The 17,376-nt window shown below is 56.9% G+C and carries 18 protein-coding genes; 3 read left to right on the top strand and 15 right to left on the bottom strand.

The window, feature by feature from the left end; translation table 11 throughout:
- The first annotated feature begins 41 nt into the window (after positions 1–41).
- Both AB5Y99_RS06270 and rsmF read left to right on the top strand, forming a co-directional pair.
- Entirely contained in the window at positions 42–2,594 is a 2,553-nt protein-coding gene (locus AB5Y99_RS06270; protein WP_323892261.1) for an MlaD family protein, read from the top strand.
- A 144-nt stretch (positions 2,595–2,738) separates the two neighbouring features.
- Positions 2,739–4,169, top strand: coding sequence for a 16S rRNA (cytosine(1407)-C(5))-methyltransferase RsmF (rsmF, locus tag AB5Y99_RS06275; RefSeq protein WP_106843697.1), 1,431 nt, complete (start codon positions 2,739–2,741; stop codon positions 4,167–4,169).
- Between the two features lie 226 nt (positions 4,170–4,395).
- Here the strand turns inward: rsmF and AB5Y99_RS06280 are convergent, their stop codons facing one another.
- The 15 genes from AB5Y99_RS06280 to yceD form a co-directional block, all read right to left on the bottom strand.
- Positions 4,396–4,668 carry a RepB family protein gene (locus AB5Y99_RS06280; RefSeq protein ID WP_151286039.1) on the bottom strand — a complete coding sequence of 91 codons (273 nt, stop codon included), beginning with the start codon at positions 4,666–4,668 and terminating at the stop codon, positions 4,396–4,398.
- Positions 4,669–4,842: 174 nt separating this feature from the next.
- Positions 4,843–5,871, bottom strand: a complete 1,029-nt coding sequence (locus tag AB5Y99_RS06285; protein ID WP_323892264.1) for a site-specific integrase — start codon at positions 5,869–5,871, stop codon at positions 4,843–4,845.
- 286 nt (positions 5,872–6,157) lie between these two features.
- A complete protein-coding gene (locus tag AB5Y99_RS06290) occupies positions 6,158–6,937 on the bottom strand; it encodes a YchF/TatD family DNA exonuclease (RefSeq protein ID WP_323892267.1) in 780 nt (259 codons plus the stop codon).
- A 25-nt stretch (positions 6,938–6,962) separates the two neighbouring features.
- The gene (holB, locus tag AB5Y99_RS06295) at positions 6,963–7,910 is read right to left on the bottom strand and encodes a DNA polymerase III subunit delta' (protein ID WP_128815971.1); all 948 of its coding nucleotides are present in this window, start codon (positions 7,908–7,910) and stop codon (positions 6,963–6,965) included.
- Positions 7,895–8,536, bottom strand: a complete 642-nt coding sequence (tmk, locus tag AB5Y99_RS06300; protein ID WP_368209048.1) for a dTMP kinase — start codon at positions 8,534–8,536, stop codon at positions 7,895–7,897. The genes holB and tmk overlap by 16 nt, the downstream gene beginning before the upstream one ends.
- Positions 8,536–9,537: an endolytic transglycosylase MltG gene (gene mltG / locus AB5Y99_RS06305; protein ID WP_005333156.1), complete on the bottom strand. Its 1,002-nt coding sequence runs from the start codon at positions 9,535–9,537 to the stop codon at positions 8,536–8,538. The genes tmk and mltG overlap by 1 nt, the downstream gene beginning before the upstream one ends.
- Positions 9,527–10,333 carry an aminodeoxychorismate lyase gene (pabC, locus tag AB5Y99_RS06310; RefSeq protein WP_368209050.1) on the bottom strand — a complete coding sequence of 269 codons (807 nt, stop codon included), beginning with the start codon at positions 10,331–10,333 and terminating at the stop codon, positions 9,527–9,529. The genes mltG and pabC overlap by 11 nt, the downstream gene beginning before the upstream one ends.
- 68 nt (positions 10,334–10,401) lie before the next feature.
- Positions 10,402–11,643 carry a beta-ketoacyl-ACP synthase II gene (gene fabF / locus AB5Y99_RS06315; protein WP_005360452.1) on the bottom strand — a complete coding sequence of 414 codons (1,242 nt, stop codon included), beginning with the start codon at positions 11,641–11,643 and terminating at the stop codon, positions 10,402–10,404.
- Between the two features lie 82 nt (positions 11,644–11,725).
- A complete protein-coding gene (gene acpP / locus AB5Y99_RS06320; RefSeq protein ID WP_005300909.1) occupies positions 11,726–11,962 on the bottom strand; it encodes an acyl carrier protein in 237 nt (78 codons plus the stop codon).
- Between the two features lie 158 nt (positions 11,963–12,120).
- Positions 12,121–12,855, bottom strand: coding sequence for a 3-oxoacyl-ACP reductase FabG (fabG, locus tag AB5Y99_RS06325; RefSeq protein ID WP_368209051.1), 735 nt, complete (start codon positions 12,853–12,855; stop codon positions 12,121–12,123).
- 13 nt (positions 12,856–12,868) lie between these two features.
- Entirely contained in the window at positions 12,869–13,804 is a 936-nt protein-coding gene (gene fabD / locus AB5Y99_RS06330) for an ACP S-malonyltransferase (RefSeq protein ID WP_005333161.1), read from the bottom strand.
- 68 nt (positions 13,805–13,872) lie between these two features.
- Positions 13,873–14,832 (bottom strand): beta-ketoacyl-ACP synthase III, encoded by a 960-nt coding sequence (locus AB5Y99_RS06335; protein WP_368209053.1) that lies wholly within the window; start codon positions 14,830–14,832, stop codon positions 13,873–13,875.
- 7 nt (positions 14,833–14,839) lie between these two features.
- Entirely contained in the window at positions 14,840–15,859 is a 1,020-nt protein-coding gene (gene plsX, locus AB5Y99_RS06340; RefSeq protein WP_005351844.1) for a phosphate acyltransferase PlsX, read from the bottom strand.
- Between the two features lie 9 nt (positions 15,860–15,868).
- Entirely contained in the window at positions 15,869–16,036 is a 168-nt protein-coding gene (gene rpmF / locus AB5Y99_RS06345; protein ID WP_005300935.1) for a 50S ribosomal protein L32, read from the bottom strand.
- 19 nt (positions 16,037–16,055) lie between these two features.
- A complete protein-coding gene (gene yceD, locus AB5Y99_RS06350) occupies positions 16,056–16,577 on the bottom strand; it encodes a 23S rRNA accumulation protein YceD (protein ID WP_013723766.1) in 522 nt (173 codons plus the stop codon).
- Between the two features lie 118 nt (positions 16,578–16,695).
- Between yceD and AB5Y99_RS06355 the strand changes: the two genes are divergently transcribed.
- Complete coding sequence (locus tag AB5Y99_RS06355) at positions 16,696–17,277, top strand: nucleoside triphosphate pyrophosphatase (RefSeq protein ID WP_043820357.1); 582 nt, start codon at positions 16,696–16,698, stop codon at positions 17,275–17,277.
- Positions 17,278–17,376 lie beyond the last annotated feature (99 nt).

A 17,376-nucleotide genomic window follows, 5' to 3' on the forward strand; every position in this document is an offset into this window, starting at 1 on the left:
TTGTCTGATGTGCTGTTTAATCCAGCCAATAAGGAGTCACTATGATCGGGGCTGAACCCGTCATCGAAAAGCGCCGCTGGTTATCGCCGGTCTGGCTGTTACCCCTGATAGCCATGCTGCTGGCAGGTGGCTTTCTCTATCAGCAGGTATTGAGCCGTGGCCAGCTTATCCAGATCAACTTCGCCCAGGGCAACGGCATCTTGCCGGGTAAAACCCAGGTTCGTTATCAGGGGGTGGCCATCGGTGTGGTACAGGAGCTGGAGCTGGCTGAAGATGGCCGCAAGATTGCGGTGATGGCCAAGATTGACAGCCGTGCCAGACCGCTGATCCGCAAGGGATCCGACTTCTGGCTGGTGAGCCCCAAGGCGTCGCTCACCGAGATCTCTGGCCTCGATACCCTGGTCTCCGGCAACTACATCAACCTGCAACCGGGGCGTGAAAGCAATCCGCTGGAGGAGACCTTTGATGCACTGGAGGGCCCTCCCCCCGGCTATCAGGCTCAGGGGCGGATGCTGCACCTGACCGCCGATTCGCTGGGTTCGGTGGGGATTGGCGCCAAGCTCTATTTCCGCGGTATCGAGGTGGGCAGCGTCATCAATACCCGCCTGGGTCAGGACAACCAGAACGTCATTCTGGATCTGGTGATCGAGCCGCGTTTCGAACATCTGGTCAAAGCCGATACCCGCTTCTGGAATATCAGCGGTATCAAGGGCTCCTTCAGTCTGGCCGGGGTGAGCTTGGAGGCAGGCAGCCTCACCTCCATTCTGAGCGGCGGCATTGCCTTTGACTCACCCAAAGATTCACCAGAGCCGGAGAAGGGACAGACTTTCGTCCTCTATAAAGGGCTTGCGGAAGCGGCGCGTGGCGAGCGTATCGACATTGCGGCTGGCGATCTTCCGGTCAAGGAGGGGATGCCCATCCTCTATGAGGGGATCGAGATTGGTCGTATCGACCCCATTCGCCTTACCGATAAAGGCCGTATGGTCACAGCGCTGATCAACCCGGAGCAGGCTTATCGCATTACCGACAAGAGTCAACTGGTGTGGGAGAGTGTCTCCCTCTCCGCGACCGGCGTGCAGCATGCGGATCGCCTGCTCTCCGGCCCAGCCATTCGCCTCGACTATGTGGCGGGCAAACCGGTACAGAAGATGACCCTGACCGATCGCGCGCCCCAGAGCGGCACCAAGGTGACGCTGCAGGCTGACGATCTGGCGGGGCTCAATCAGGATGCACCTGTCTGGTACAAGGGATTGCAGGTGGGCCGCATCAGCCAGCTCATCCTGGGTGCGCGCGGCAATGCCAGCGTCGAGCTAGTGATGGCGCCGAACTATGGCCATCTGCTCAACCGTGCCCGCTTCTATCGCGCTGCCCCGTTGCAGATCGATGCCGATCTGAGCGGCATCAAAGTAGAAACCAGTCCGGCCAGTGCCTGGTTGGGGGGCGGGATCAAGCTGGTACAAGCCAGCAGTGGCGAGCGGATTAACCGTCTCTACCCGAGTCAGGAGCTGGCACTACTCGGCACCCATGATGCCAAGCCCCAGCGCTGGTTGCTCAAAGCAGATCAGGCCGATGGCATTGGCATTGGCTCGCCTGTGCTCTATCTGGGGCTGGAAGCGGGCAAGGTCAAACAGCTACGCGCCGCCAAAGAGGGGGTCGAGATCGAACTCGAGATTGATGGGGTCTATGCTCCCCTCCTCGCCCAGCAACCCCAGTTCTGGAAAAAACCGGCCATCGACACCAAGGTGCGGGTCGATGGGGTGCAGGTCAAGGTGGGCAACCTCGGTACCTTGCTGCGCGGTGCCATCGAGTTCGATCGGCTGGCCAATGGCCGCAGCAGTCATCAACTGTTCGATTCCAGGGAGCAAGCTAAGGCCAAGGTGCGCCAGCTGTCACTGGTGGCAGAGAGCAATCCGGGGCTCGGGATTGGCAGCCCGATCCGCTATCGCGGTGTCGATATCGGCAAAATTGAAGAGATCGAGTTGGAGCCGTCACTGGGTCAGGTGATCTTCAAGGCGGAACTCGATGGCCACTATGCCGAGCGTTTCCTGCAGTCCGGCGCCCGCTTTACTCTGGTGCAAGCCAAGCTGGGATTAGGCGGCGTTGCGCACCTCGATACCCTGATCAAGGGGGCATTTGTAGAGGCACAACCGGGTAAAGGCGCTGGCAAAGATCGCTTCCCCTTGAGTCAGGTCGGCCCTTTGGGTCTGGCACTGACCCTCAAGAGCCCCTCCGTCAATGGCCTGAGCGTCGGCAGCCCGCTGCTGTTTCGCAAGATGGTGGTGGGCAGTGTCACCAGGGTGGCGCTGGCTCGGGATGGTAGCGAGGTGGTGATCGACGTTAACGTCGATCAGGAGTATGCCCATCTGGTGCGGGCAAACTCCCGTTTCTGGAATGTCTCCGGGGTCAAGGCGGATATCGGGTTGACTGGCGGCACCATCGAAGTGGAGACGGTGCAGAGCCTGCTGGCTGGCGGCATCGCCTTTAATACGCCGGAGAAAGAGATGGGGCCAACCGTCAAGGCGGGCCACAGCTATCCGCTCTACGGCAAGGCCGAGAAAGAGTGGCTGGAGTGGAGTCCACGTATCCAGCCCTGATCTCTTCCCTTTGTATCTCATCCAAGCCCGGCACAGTGCCGGGCTTTTTTATATTCCGGTGCCTGTTGATAGGGTTCAGATTCAGAATATTCTTAGCCTTGTGGTAGGATATCGCCCCTCTTTTTCGGTCAACGAGACGGCACAGTGCACGACAACACCTTCCTTCCCGATTACTTTTTACGCCACATTGCGGCCATCATGCCGGCCCATCTCTCGATGGATGACTTTGTGGCCAGTTGTCGACGTCCGCTGCGCCGCAGCATTCGGGTCAATACCTTGAAGATCGCCGTCTCAGATTTCGTCGCCCTGATGGAGCCACTGGGTTGGCAGCTTGACCCTGTCCCCTGGTGTGATACCGGCTTCTGGCTGACCCGCAGCGATGAAACTGTCCCACTTGGCAACACCGCCGAGCACTTGAGCGGGCTCTTCTACATTCAGGAAGCGAGCTCCATGCTGCCGGTGACGGCACTCTTTGCCAGCGACAAGATCAAAGCGGATGGCATGTTGCTGGATGCGGCGGCGGCCCCCGGCTCCAAGACCACCCAGATAGCCGCCTTGATGAACAATCAGGGGATGTTGGTTGCCAACGAGTTTTCCAGCAGCCGGTTGAAAGTGCTGAGCGCCAATATCCAGCGCTGCGGCGTGACCAATGTGGGCATGACCCATTTTGATGCCAAGGTATTTGGCCAGTGGTTGCCGGAGACCTTCGATGCCATCCTGCTCGATGCCCCCTGCTCCGGTGAAGGTACGGTGCGCAAGGATGAAGATGCGCTGCGCAACTGGAGTATCGAGAGCATCGACGAGATTGCGGCGGTGCAACAAGGGTTGCTGGAGAGCGCTTTCCATGCCCTGAAACCGGGTGGCGTACTGGTCTACTCCACTTGCACCTTGAGTGAGCAGGAGAACCAAGCGGTTTGCCAATCCTTGCTGGACAAGTTTGGCGATGCCTTGAGTTTTGACTCGCTGGCAGACCTGTTCCCTCATGCAGAGCAGGCCTGCACATCCGAGGGATACCTGCACGTTTGGCCCCAGATCTTCGACAGTGAAGGCTTTTTCGTCGCCAGATTGCGCAAGCATCACTCGGTTCCCAACACCATGTTCAAGCCGGGCAAGCTGGGTAAATTCCCCTTTGCGCCGCTTCCTGCCAAAGAGGCGGAACCCATGTTGCGCGAGATTGAAGCCAACTTCGGGGTGGCACCACAGGGTCTGCTGTTTGGCCGCAATGACGAGATCTGGCTCTTCCCCCAGCGGTTTGATCAGGTGCAGGGCAAGTTGCGCTTCGATCGCATCGGCATCAAGTTGGCCGAGACCTTCAAGAAAGGTTATCGCCTCACTCATGAGTGGGCACTGGCCTATGGCGATAAAGCGAGCAAGGGCGTGGTCGAGCTTGATAGCGCCAATGCGCGGGAATTCATGATGGGACGGGACGTCTGGCCAGAACAGGATGCGGGCGCTGGCGAGGTGATCGTCCGCTATCAGGGGCATACCCTGGGCATGGGGAAATGGGTGGGGAGTCGGGTCAAGAATGCCCTCCCCCGCGAGCTGGTGCGTGACAACAATCTGTTCAATGCGTAGTGGGCCGCTCGGTGCATAAGCACTTGAACGAGTCTGAAATACCCACACTCTGGTTGAACTTTTCTTCGGATCTTGAAAAGCCTTGAGCCTTGTCTAAGCTTAAGGCAATCCGAACACCAGTTAGCGCACGGCTCTGCAAGGAGCCAATTCCCCTATGCCAGGTACAAGGAATTCGTACCTGGCTTTTTTTATCTCTTCACGTATCGCTGTTACTTCACTTTTGTGTCTATTCAACAGTCTCTTCGACCTGTATGGCGACTCTGTTTTCAAACGGAGGTTCTCTACCCAGCTCATGTTGGTAGAGCAGATCGATCGCCTGCTCGATAAGTGATGCCTGACTGTCTTCGAGATGAAGACCCAGAGCGGCCAATCGCTCGGCGTGGCGATTGCTGATCCAGCATTGCAGCCGGGTATGGGTCTCCTGCTTGCGTTTTACATGTTGGCGCTGCCGCTCGGCATTGTTTTGGGGCCCCGCCTCTTGCTCTTCACGCACTGTCATTTCTTGGGTCACATATGTCCTTGCGATATTACGTTTCCGAGTTTGTTATCTCTCATCACATGCCATTATCCATTGGAAGATGCCCCTTCCACCTTGGGCTGCTGGCTGCACGGCAAATATATCATCAGATCAACAAGATATCATTTAACATAAAAATGCAGTAGCGCAGTTGTGTCAAAGCAAGCCATCAAGGGCATGATCGGAGAATTTATGGGCGTCATCGAAGTACTCCTGCAGGGTTCGCATATCCTTGTGGCGCGTTACCTCGATGATCTTGTTCATTGGCTTGCCGGCAGTCACCGCCGAGGTGATAAATCCGCGCCGCAGGCTATGGCCACTGACGTAAAGATCGTCGATGGTTTGGCCGGTTCGCCGCTTGATCATCAGATTGATGCCCTGGGGGCCGAGTGGTTCGGCCATCAGTTGACCCCAGCGGTTCATGCGCCGAAACAGCGGCCCCTCGCTGATCCGGCTTTTGTGTAGCCATTTTTGCAGTGCCGACACGGGGCAATAGTGTTTGCCCGGAATCAAGGCTATCTCGGTTTCATGCAGCTGATGCTTGCTCGGTTTGAGGCGAAGGCGGATCCCCTGCCCCATAAAATCGAGATCGCTCACCTCAATTCGGGCCGCTTCCGAACGGCGCAAGGCGCCACTGAACATCAGCAGTATCAGGGTGTGATCACGCAAACCCGCGAGGTCATTGGTGTCGATGCCATCCAGCACCTGGGTCAAAGGTTGCAGCGTCAGAGCACCGGTTTTGCGCTTGCGGTTATCCCCCAATCTGACAATACCGCGCATCATCTCCTTGATTTCGGGATGTTCGGTGGGCATGGGGTGAATGCCTTTCTGCTTGAAGGCATAACGGATCCCGGCAAGCCGTCTCACCAGGGTTGCCGGCTTACGAGGTTCACCATTGCGCAGCTCCCCTTTTCCCTCCTCTTTATCCAGCCATACCCAGTCGGCCAATACGCCGTCAGCCTGATCTGCGAGAAAATTCATGATGTCGTGATGGGTGGTTTGCAGTGGATCCAGCCCGTGCAATTGACACCAGAAGACAAAAATACGGGTATCCGCCTGATAGGCATTGAGGGTGGAATCCGCTTTTGCACTGCGCAAAAAGCGGCGTGCCCGACTATTTAGCTGCGCATCGAAAACAGTCTGCAGTGACTGATGAGCCGGATTGGATAAGGTTGGATATGTCACGGAACACTATGATTCATATGATGTTTTAGAGGATCATACAGGATCCTCCACAGACATCAACTATCGATAATGAATATTATCGATACTTAAAGCCTGATGTTTTTATATCCTTTGGCCACATTAGATAAACGAAACATCGGAATATCATTCAACTCAGGTTTATATGGATGAACAGGTTACATTGGTCGGGTGAAGTGAGAGATAACACGGTGCAGTGTTGATATTCAGCTGGGTAATCAGCTTGGTATTTGAAAATTTAAAAGCCCCGAGCAACGGGGCTTCTGTGTTATTTTTTCGCCAGTTTGAATAGTTCAAAGAAATTCCGGCTGGTGGCTTCTGCCAATTCATTAAGCGGAATATGACGCAGATCGGCAATAAACTGCGCAACGTCTCGTACAAAGGCGGGTTCGTTCTCCCTCCCCCGATGCGGCACGGGTGCAAGATAGGGCGAGTCGGTTTCGACCAGCAATCTGTCGAGGGGAAGTGCCTTGACCACCTCTTGCAATGCAGACGCATTTTTGAAGGTGGCGATCCCGGAGATGGAGATATAGAACCCCAACGCCATCGCAGCTTGCGCCATTTCGAGGGATTCGGTGAAGCAGTGCAGCACACCGCCAACCTGATCAGCGCCCTCTTCGCGCATGATCTGCAAGGTATCTTGCTGGGCATCGCGGGTATGGATGATCAGCGGCTTGTTCAACGCGCGCGCAACCCGGATATGTTCGCGGAAAGAGGCTTGCTGAACTTCCTTGTTCTCGGGCGAGTAAAAGTAATCGAGACCGGTCTCACCGATGGCCACCACCCGTGGATCGGCAGCTTGCTTGAGCAGCAACTCGGCATCGACACCGGGTTCCTGATTGAGCGGGTGTACCCCGCAAGAGGCAAATACCTGGGGATAGGGAGCGATCGCCTCGAGCATGGTCGGGAACTGTGCCTGAGTCACACTGACACAGAGAAAATATCCCACGTCCAGTTTCGCGGCCTTTGCCAGTACATCAGCCAAGCTGGTCTGCTTGCTGCCATAGCTGAGGCGATCGAGATGACAGTGGGAATCAACGAGTAACATATAAAACCTTTCTGCTTGTCGGTACTTATAACCAGCGACTGAGCCAGTTCATCAGATGGATAGTGGGATTGGAGAGCTGACCCGGCTGACATGCCGCTTTCAGAGCAACCAGATCTTGTTCTGCCTCCAGCAGTTTTTCGCTGGAGTGCTGCTCCGCCAACCGTTGACTCAAGATAGCCAGATCAGGCATTGCCAGCTGATGGTGACCACATCCAGCCTGGGTTTTCAGGGCATCGCACAAGAAGAGCTGCAACCAGTGCAACCTGACCTGCGTCTCCTGACCCAGCTGGCTGCACAGTGCCGTCGCCTTGACCGGACTTTGACTCAGGGCGACAAACTGTTCCAGCAATTCGCGGCGAGTACCGTCCTGTTGCTGCTCGATATAGTCGAGTACCCGCAGCGGGGCCCCCTGACAGATCCGCACCTGAGCCAGAGTGGCCTGATGACCCTGCTCGGCCAACCAGTGTACTGTCTCCCCTTCCGCAGGCAACTGACAGACATGTTTGTGACAGCGACTGAGAATGGTGGGAAGCAACCGGGAAACCTGGGAAGCGATCAGCAACAGCAAGCTGTCGCCGGCCGGCTCTTCCAGGGTTTTCAGCAGGGCATTTGCCGCCGATTCGGTCATCCGCTCCGCATCAGGAATGATCACCACCTTGCCACGGCCGAGCTGGGCAGAGCCCTGCAGCCGGGTGCAGATCTCGCGAATGGCCTCGACCCCGATGGTCTTGCTGTCGCGAGTTATGGTGCCGAGATCCGGGTGGTTGCCCTTGTCAAACAGCTGGCAAGAGTGGCAGTGGCCGCACGGCTCTCCGCGATCCGGTTGCTGGCAAAGGTGCAAACGTGCCAGCCGCTCGGCCAGTTGCTCCTTGCCAAGACCGGGATCGCCCAGCAACAACCAGGCGTGGCCGAGACGACCGGACTGGGCCGTCTGGCTCAGGGCATGCCAGTCGGGGATCAGCCAGGGATACATAGCGGCTCGTGCGACAGATAGTGATCCAATGCACGCTCGATGGCAGCTTTGACCTGTTCCGGCGTTTGCGCCGCATCGATCACCACAATGGAATCATCCTTGGCGGCCAGTTCGAGATAACGAGTTCGGGTACGCTCGAAGAAGCTCAGTTGCTCCAGTTCGATGCGATCCAGCTCGCCACGATGGCGCGCGCGCTGCAAGCCAAGGGCGGGATCGATATCGAGATAGAGGGTGAGATCCGGCTTGAAGTTGCCGAGCACCGCCTGCTTGATGGCTCCGATAAGCTGGGCATCGATACCACGGCCGCCACCCTGATAGGCTTGGGAGGAGAGATCGTGGCGATCTCCCACCACCCAGACACCGTCGGCCAGTGCCGGCTTGATGCGGGTCTCCACCAGTTGTACCCGGGAGGCGTACATCAGCAGCAGTTCCGCCTCGATGGTGAGGCGCTCGTCGTGCACCTCTTTGACGATGGCCCGCATCCGCTCGGCTAGCGGCGTACCACCCGGCTCGCGGGTGCACTCGATCCGGTTGATGCCGTGGCGCTGCAGATAGTCGGTCACATAACGCACGGCCGAGCTCTTCCCTGCCCCTTCCAATCCTTCGATCACAATAAATTTAGACATTAGGGTTTCTTCAATATGTATTCGCGAACCGCCCGATTGTGTTCATCGAGGGTCTTGGAGAAATAGTGGGCACCGCCCCCCTTGGCGACAAAGTAGAGATAATCGGTCGACTTAGGGTTAAGCGCAGCTTCGATGGAGGCCTTTCCTGGCATGGCAATAGGCGTGGGCGGCAGACCGTCGATCACATAGGTGTTGTAGGGATTCTTGTCGGTCAGATCGCTGCGGCGAATGTTGCCATCGTAGCGATCCTTCACCCCGTAAATGACGGTGGGATCGGTTTGCAACTTCATGCCCAGACGCAGACGATTGACAAACACCGAGGCGATCTGTGCCCGCTCGTCCGGCTGACCGGTCTCTTTCTCGATAATGGAGGCCATGATCAACGCCTCGTAGGGGGTCTTGTAAGGCAGGTTGGCCTGACGTTTCTCCCAGCTCTGCTGCAGGAAAGTCTCCATATCCTGATGGGCACGACGCAGGATCGAGAGATCGCTGGCATGGGTGGTATAGGCGTAGGTTTCCGGCAGAAACCACCCCTCCAGCTTACCATTCTCGATGCCGAGCTCCTGCGCCAGGTCGGCTTCGGATTGCTCGACGGTCAACCGCTCAAGGTATGGGGCGCTGGAGAGTTGCTTCTGCCAATCCTCGAAACGGGAACCTTCGACGAAGGTGAGGCTGAAGTGAAACTCCTTGCCCGATGCGAACAGAGAAAGGGTCTCCTTGAGAGGGGCCCCTTCCTTGATTTCGTAGGTGCCCGATTTGATGGCCACCAGTTCGGGATGGCTGCGCAGCCAGAGCCGCACCGCCCAGGGGCTGGTTTCCCCCTCACCCAGTTCGGCAATGAGGCGCGCCGCATGGGCGCCCTTCTCCACCGTAAAGAGCCGGGTCGGCCCCTTGTTGGTGAGCGTCTCTACCTGTTGCCATTTGTAATGTACATAGCCCCCGGCAGCGGCAACCGTCAGTGCCGCCCCCGCGAGCAGGGTGTAAAGCCGATTAAACTTCAATGACCAAACGCTCCTGTAAACGGCGACTCAATACCGATGGGGGATAGTGAATATCCTCGATGCCATTGACCGGCACGACCCCCATCAGGGTATTGGTGAGCCACACCTCTTCCGCCTGCCATAGTGACTCCAGCGGAGCCTCTACCACACGCAACTCAATACTCATCTGTTTCAACATCGCCATCACCTGGCGACGCATGATGCCATCGACACCACCGCGGGCGAGATCGGGCGTAAACACCGTCTTGCCCCGACGCCAAAACAGATTGGCACTGACCCCTTCAATGAGAAAACCACGACTGTTCAGCACTATCCCTTCGACTGCATTCCGGCTGACAAGTTCGCTTTTCAGCAATACCTGCTCCAGACGATTCAAGGTTTTAAGCCCGGCCAGCATAGGCGCATCACCGATCCGCTGGTGGCACACCACCATCTCGATCCCCTCCTGTTGCCACTGGCCATAGTGAGTGGGAAATGGCGCCAGACTAACTATCCGGGTCGTGTGCTGACATCCGCTGCCGTCATAGCCCCGCCCCCCCTCGCCGCGGGTCAGGATCACCTTAGCCACGCATTGTGGCTGGTCGGCCACCATCTCTTCAACCTCCCGAGTCAGGAGATCCCAGTCCGGTTCAACCAATCCCAGCCGGTTGTTGGCCAGCAGCAACCGTGCCAGATGGGCAGGCCACTGCAACACGCGACCCTCCCTGACCGCCATGGTGGTGAAATGACCGTCACCATAAACCAGCCCCCGATCATGGGCCGAGATGGTATCAAGCTTCATGCCATTGATAAGCAAAGGGATCCCTCCGATAAAAAAGGCCCGATACCGGCAGTATCGGGCCTGTGTCTTTGCCCTGCGGCAAATTATACGCGTTTGAAGATCAGTGAGCCATTGGTGCCGCCAAAACCAAATGAGTTGGAAAGGGCGTACTCGAAGCTGCCTGGCTTGGCCACATGGGGTACCAGATCCAGATCGCACTCATCATCCGGGTTGTCCAGGTTGATGGTGGGCGGAGCCACTTGATCACGCAGGGCCAACACAGTGATGATCGCCTCGATGGCACCGGCGGCCCCCAACAGGTGACCGGTCATGGACTTGGTGGAGCTCACCATCAGGGATTTGGCGTGCTCACCAAACACCGACTTCATGCCACGCAGCTCGGCCACATCACCCAGCGGGGTGGAGGTGCCGTGCGCGTTGATGTAACCAATCTGCTCGGGGGCAATGCCAGCATCCTTGATGGCATTTTTCATGGCGCGAGCGCCACCGTTGCCATCTGCAGGAGGCGCAGTCATGTGGTACGCGTCACCGCTCATGCCAAAGCCAACCAGCTCGGCATAGATCTTGGCGCCACGGGCCTTAGCGTGTTCGTACTCTTCCAGCACCAGTACCCCTGCACCGTCACCCAGCACGAAACCGTCGCGATCTTTATCCCACGGACGGCTCGCTTTTTGCGGCTCGTCGTTGCGGTTGGAGAGTGCCTTGGCGGCAGCAAAACCACCCATCCCCATCGCGGTGGAGGCTTTCTCGGCGCCGCCGGCGACCATCACGTCGGCATCACCGTAAGCGATCATCCGGCCAGCCATACCGATGGCATGGGTACCAGTGGTACAGGCGGTAGTCACGGCGATATTTGGCCCTTGCAGACCTTTCATGATGGAGAGATGACCGGACACCATATTGATGATGGTAGACGGAACGAAGAAGGGACTGATCTTGCGTGGGCCGCCGTTGACCAAGCTTTCGTGGTTCTGTTCAATCAGACCCAGACCGCCGATACCGGAGCCAATCGCCACGCCGACACGTTCGGCATTCTCTTCATTGATGGTCAGGCCGGAATCATCCAGCGCCTGCATACCGGCCGCGATGCCGTATTGAATGAAGAGATCCATCTTGCGAGCGTCTTTACGGTTGATACCGTACTGCTCGGGATCGAAATCCTTGACCAGACCTGCGAAGCGGGTTGCAAACTCGCTGGCATCAAAGTGTTCGATAAGGGAAATGCCGCTCTGCCCGTTGAGCAGTGCTTGCCAGCTGGATTCGGCAGTGTTACCCACCGGGGAAAGCATCCCCAAGCCGGTCACCACGACTCTGCGTTTTGACACTGAGGTAGTCTCCGAGAGGTGTTTTGAAAAGGAACAAATACAAAAGAAGCGGCCCTTGGGCCGCTTCTTTCAGAACAGGAACTTATTCCTGATTAGCGGTGATGTAGTCGATAGCCGCTTGAACAGTGGTGATCTTCTCGGCTTCTTCATCAGGAATTTCGGTATCGAATTCTTCTTCCAGCGCCATTACCAGTTCAACGGTATCCAAAGAGTCAGCGCCCAGGTCGTCGACGAAGGAGGCAGCGTTCTTGACGTCTTCCTCTTTAACACCCAGTTGTTCGATGATGATTTTCTTTACGCGTTCTTCGATGTTGCTCATGACCTGAATTTTCCTTTAAAAATACGCTATTTGCGTCTGGTTGGGGTAGTTTATTCAATTGACGTGAGTTTGCAAGTAGCTTGCCGCTGGTCAAACCACGAAATGTGCCAAACTTCGGCGTACTATCGCAAATTTGAACAGATCTTACGACAAATTGATTACACCATGTACATCCCGCCATTAACATGCAGGGTTTCGCCGGTGATATAGGCTGCTTCATCAGAAGCCAAGAATACCACAGCTGCGGCAATTTCTTTTGGATCACCCAAACGGGCGGCAGGCACCTGACTCATGATGCCGGCACGTTGATCGTCATTCAGGGCACGGGTCATGTCGGTTTCGATGAAACCGGGGGCAACCGCGTTCACTGTGATACCACGGGATGCCACTTCCCGCGCCAACGATTTGGTAAAACCAACCAGACCGGCCTTGGCGGCAGCATAGTTGACCTGACCGGCATTGCCCATGGTTCCCACCACGGAGCCAATGCTGATGATGCGACCGTGACGTTTCTTCATCATGGCACGCAACACCGGTTTGCTCAGACGGTAAAGCGAGGTCAGATTGGTATCGATGATCTCGTTCCACTCGTCATCTTTCATCCGCATCAACAGGTTGTCACGGGTGATCCCTGCGTTGTTGATCAGGATGTCGATGTCACCAAAACGCGCCTTGATGGCGGCGAAGACGGCTTCGATGGATTCCTGGCTGGTCACGTTCAGTGCCATGCCGCAACCATTCTCGCCCAGATAGGCGCTGATCGCCTCGGCACCGCTCTCGCTGGTCGCCGTACCGACCACTTTCGCGCCATGGGCCACGAATGTTTCGGCAATCGCACGGCCGATGCCGCGACTGGCACCGGTCACCAACACAACCTTATCGGTAAAGCTCATCACTTGCTCCTGTTTACTTGATCTGGGCCAGCGCCTGCTCGAAAGAGGCGGCATCGTTGGCGTGAATACCTTCTACGCGCTTGTCGATGCGCTTGGCGAGCCCGGTCAACACTTTGCCCGGTCCCATCTCGATCTCGAGGGTAACCCCCTCATTGGCCATCCGCTCGACAGTCTCGGTCCAACGAACCGGGCTGAACAGCTGACGTACCAGCGCTTGCTTGATGGCGGCCGGATCCTGTTCACAGGATACGTCGACATTATTGATGACCGCGATGGTTGGAACCTTGATCTCGATCCCGTCCAGCGCAGCTGCCAGTTTTTCTGCGGCAGGTTTCATCAGCGCGCAGTGAGACGGCACGGAGACCGGCAGCGGCAGCGCACGCTTGGCGCCCGACTCTTTCATCAGCACGTTGGCGCGCTCAACGGCCTCTTTGTGACCGGCGATAACCACCTGGCCCGGGGAGTTGAAGTTGACCGGAGAGACCACCTGCCCTTGTGCCGCTTTTTCGCAGTTGGCGGCGATGGATTCGTTATCAAGGCCGATGATGGCCGCCATGGCGCCGGTGCCTTCCGGTACCGCTTCCTGCATGGCCAGACCACGCAACTCGACCAGTTTGACCGCATCGGCAAAATCGAGTGCGCCGCTGCAAACCAGCGCGGAGTACTCACCCAGGCTGTGACCCGCCATCATGGCAGGCGTTGCCCCACCCTGCTGTTGCCACAGGCGCCACAGGGCGACAGAGGCCGTCAGCAGCGCAGGCTGGGTGCGCCAGGTTTTGTTCAGATCTTCAACCGGACCATCCATCACCAGGGCAAACAGGTCATAACCCAGCACCTGACTCGCCTCGGCGAAGGTCTCCTTGATCACGGCATGTTGTTCGGCCAGCTCGGCAAGCATGCCAACGGACTGGGAACCTTGTCCCGGGAAGGCAATGGCAAATTGGGTCATCATTGATTCCTTTTAGATAAGACAAAAATGAAATCGGTGACGGGATGGGCGCACCATCCCGCCGAAGATCAGAGGCGAACCAGCGCCGAGCCCCAGGCAAAACCGCCGCCGAAGGCCTCCAGCAGTACCAGCTGACCCGGTTTGATCCGGCCATCCCGCACCCCTTCGTCAAAGGCGACCGGAACGGAAGCGGCAGAGGTATTGCCGTGCTTGTCGAGGGTCAGCACCACTTTATCGAGGCTCATACCCAACTTCTTGGCTGTGGCGCTGATAATGCGAAAGTTGGCCTGATGCGGCACCAGCCAGTCCAGCTCGCTCGGTTCAATACCGGCAGCGGCCAGTGTTTCGGTCACGATCTCGCTAAGACGGGTGACCGCGACCTTGAAGACATCGTTGCCCTTCATATACATGTAGGCTTCGAGCTCGGCACCCGGCATGCCGCGACGGGGATGAGGCAGCTTGAGCAGCTCGCCATAACGGCCATCGGCATGAAGATGGGTAGAGAGGATGCCCGGCGTCTCGCTGGCACCGACAATCACGGCCCCTGCCCCGTCACCAAACAGGATGATGGTGCCGCGATCTTGCGGATCGCACATGCGGGAGAGCACATCGGCCCCGACAACCAGCACATGGCGGGCGGCGCCGGATTTGACGAACTGATCGGCAATGGAGAGCGCGTAGGTGAAACCGGCACAAGCAGCTGCCACGTCAAAGGCAGGAATGCCCGGAACGCCGAGCAGCCCCTGCAGCTCGCAGGCGGCAGCCGGGAAGGCATTTTCAGCACTGGTGGTGGCCAGCACTATCATATCGAGATCGGCAGCGGTCAAACCGGCTGCATCCAGGGCGCGCAGAGCGGCCTGGTAAGAGAGGGTGGCAACGGTCTCGTCAGCCCCGGCAATACGGCGCTCAAGGATACCGGTGCGTTCCACGATCCACTCATCACTGGTCTCAACCATCTGCTCGAGATCGGCGTTGGTACGCACTGAACTCGGCAGGTAGCTGCCAGTACCCAGAATTTTGCTATGCATAGAGTTCTTATAGATCCCTGTCAGAGAAGACAGCTTCAAGGCGATCTGCTATTTGCAGTGGAAGTTGATGTTTGGCCTCTTGTGCGGCCAGCAGGATCGCATTACACAGAGCGCGCCGTTCGGCCCGCCCATGACTTTTTACCACAATGCCGCGCAATCCTAACAGACTTGCCCCGTTATACTGGTCGGGGTTCAGGTAAGAAAAACGCCGTTTGAACATAAATCCGGCGATCCGGCCAAGAAAAGTGCGTTTCTTGCGGGGATATCCGGCCAGCTGGGCCATCATCCGCACCACCCCCTCTGCCGTCTTGAGGGCGACATTGCCGACAAAACCGTCGCAGACGATCACGTCGCTGTCGCCGCTGAAGATGCGATCCCCTTCTACAAACCCGACATAATTGAGCGCGTGGCACTGACGCAACAATTCGGCGCTGTGGCGCACCAGATCGTTGCCCTTGATCTCCTCCTCGCCGATGTTGAGCAAGGCAACACGGGGGGATGCAATGCCTTCTACCTTTTCGGCCACGACGGAGCCCATCACGGCAAACTGCAGCAAGGTATCCGCATCGCAACTGACGTTGGCGCCTAGATCCAGCATCACGGTGCGTTTGCCGCTCAATGTCGGCAGCGCCTTGATAAGTGCCGGCCGATCGACCCCGGGCAGGGATTTGAGCACGCACTTGGCCATCGCCATCAACGCACCGGTATTGCCGGCACTGACGCAGGCATCGGCCTCACCGGCTTTCACCAGATTGAGTACCACCCGCATGGAGGAGTCTTTCAGAGTACGCAGCGCCACGATCGGTTTATCGCCCATGCCAACCACTTGGGATGCATGTACGAAACGGACTCGGGGATGATTCAGCAAACCATGTTGCTGCAGCAGAGAGGAGGTCTGGTGCTGGTCGCCGACCAGGATCAGTTTTAACTGGGGTAAAAGAGACAGTGCCTGCACGGCGGCAGGCACTGTTTCCGAGGGGCCAATATCTCCCCCCATGATGTCTAGCGCGACAGTTTGCGTAGACAAAGGCAATCCTTAAGCGATTACCTTTTTACCGCGGTAGAAACCATCGGCAGTCACGTGGTGACGACGATGAATTTCGCCACTGGTCTGATCAACAGTCAGGGCAGCGGTGGTCAGCGCATCGTGGGAACGACGCATGCCACGCTTGGCACGGGTTTTACGGTTCTGTTGTACGGCCATTGTAGGCTAACTCCTAAATTCACTTACGTTTAAGCTCTTCAAGAACTGCAAAGGGATTCGGCCGCTCATCAGCAGGTTCGATTTCACCCCAGGTCATCTCCATGTTTCCTCTCGGGCATGCATCCAGAGAATGCATAGCGACTTGAGGCAACGAGAGGATGAGTTCATCCTCCAGGATTTGATGAAGATCTATCTCGCCGTTTTCGTCCAACTCAATGGGCTCATAAGCTTCCGGCAGTTCTTCCTCGTTTGTTCTTTCGAACAGCGGAGTGTAGATAAATTCAGCTTCACAGAGGTGTTCGAATGTCTCTCCGCAACGTTGGCAAACCAGGTCAACCTTGGCATGGGCAGTGCCTTTCATAACGGTCAACTTCTGGACATCTTTGCCAAAGTGCAGTGATACATCGATATCACTCTGCAAGCCAGCGGTTGATTCCTCCAGCCTGGGCATCTGCGACTTTTCCACTATCCCGATGTAATCGAGCAGCTTCAAGGCACTACGGACTGGATCAACCTTAACGGGCAACTTCACCTTTTGCATAGGGCGCGAATAATATAGGTCCAACAACTGATAGTCAAAGGAAAAAGTCCTTACCGCCGATGATTTTAACGTCACAAGTCCCTAGAATGCCGGTACTCGCTTTCATCGGTACCTGATTATGCCACAGAATCTGATCCTCGCCTCAACTTCTCGCTATCGCAAAGCCCTGCTGGAGAAGCTCGGCCTCCCCTTTGAATGTGCCGCGCCCGATGTGGATGAACGCCCGCTGGCTGGCGAATCCGCCGAGGCGCTGGTGGCCAGACTGGCTCGTGCCAAGGCTGATGCTGTCGCCCAACATCGTGATCACGGCTTGATCATCGGATCTGATCAGGTGTGTGTCTGCAATAATCACATCCTCGGCAAACCGGGCACCATCGACAATGCCATCGCCCAGCTGATGGAGGCTCAAGGTCGCAGCGTCACCTTTTACACCGGGCTGTGCGTACTTAACGCTGCAACCAATGAGATTCATCAATTGATTGAACCGTTTACGGTCCACTTTCGCGATCTCGACGAATCCGCCATTCGCCGCTATGTAGAGGCTGAACTGCCCCTCGATTGTGCGGGCAGTTTCAAATGCGAAGGGATGGGGATCGTGCTGTTCAAGGGGCTGGAAGGGCGCGATCCTAACGCCTTGATCGGTCTGCCGCTGATCGGCCTGATCGAGCTGCTGGAGCGCCACGGTATTGCCCTGCCCTGATCGCGGACGAATAGATAAGCTAGATCGAGCATATAAAAAGCCCGGTCAATAGACCGGGCTTCTGTTATCAATCAGATCGATGTCTCTTAAAGAGAGGCG

The sequence above is a fragment of the Aeromonas sp. R4-2 genome, from assembly GCF_040908295.1.
Lineage (GTDB): Bacteria > Pseudomonadota > Gammaproteobacteria > Enterobacterales > Aeromonadaceae > Aeromonas > Aeromonas veronii.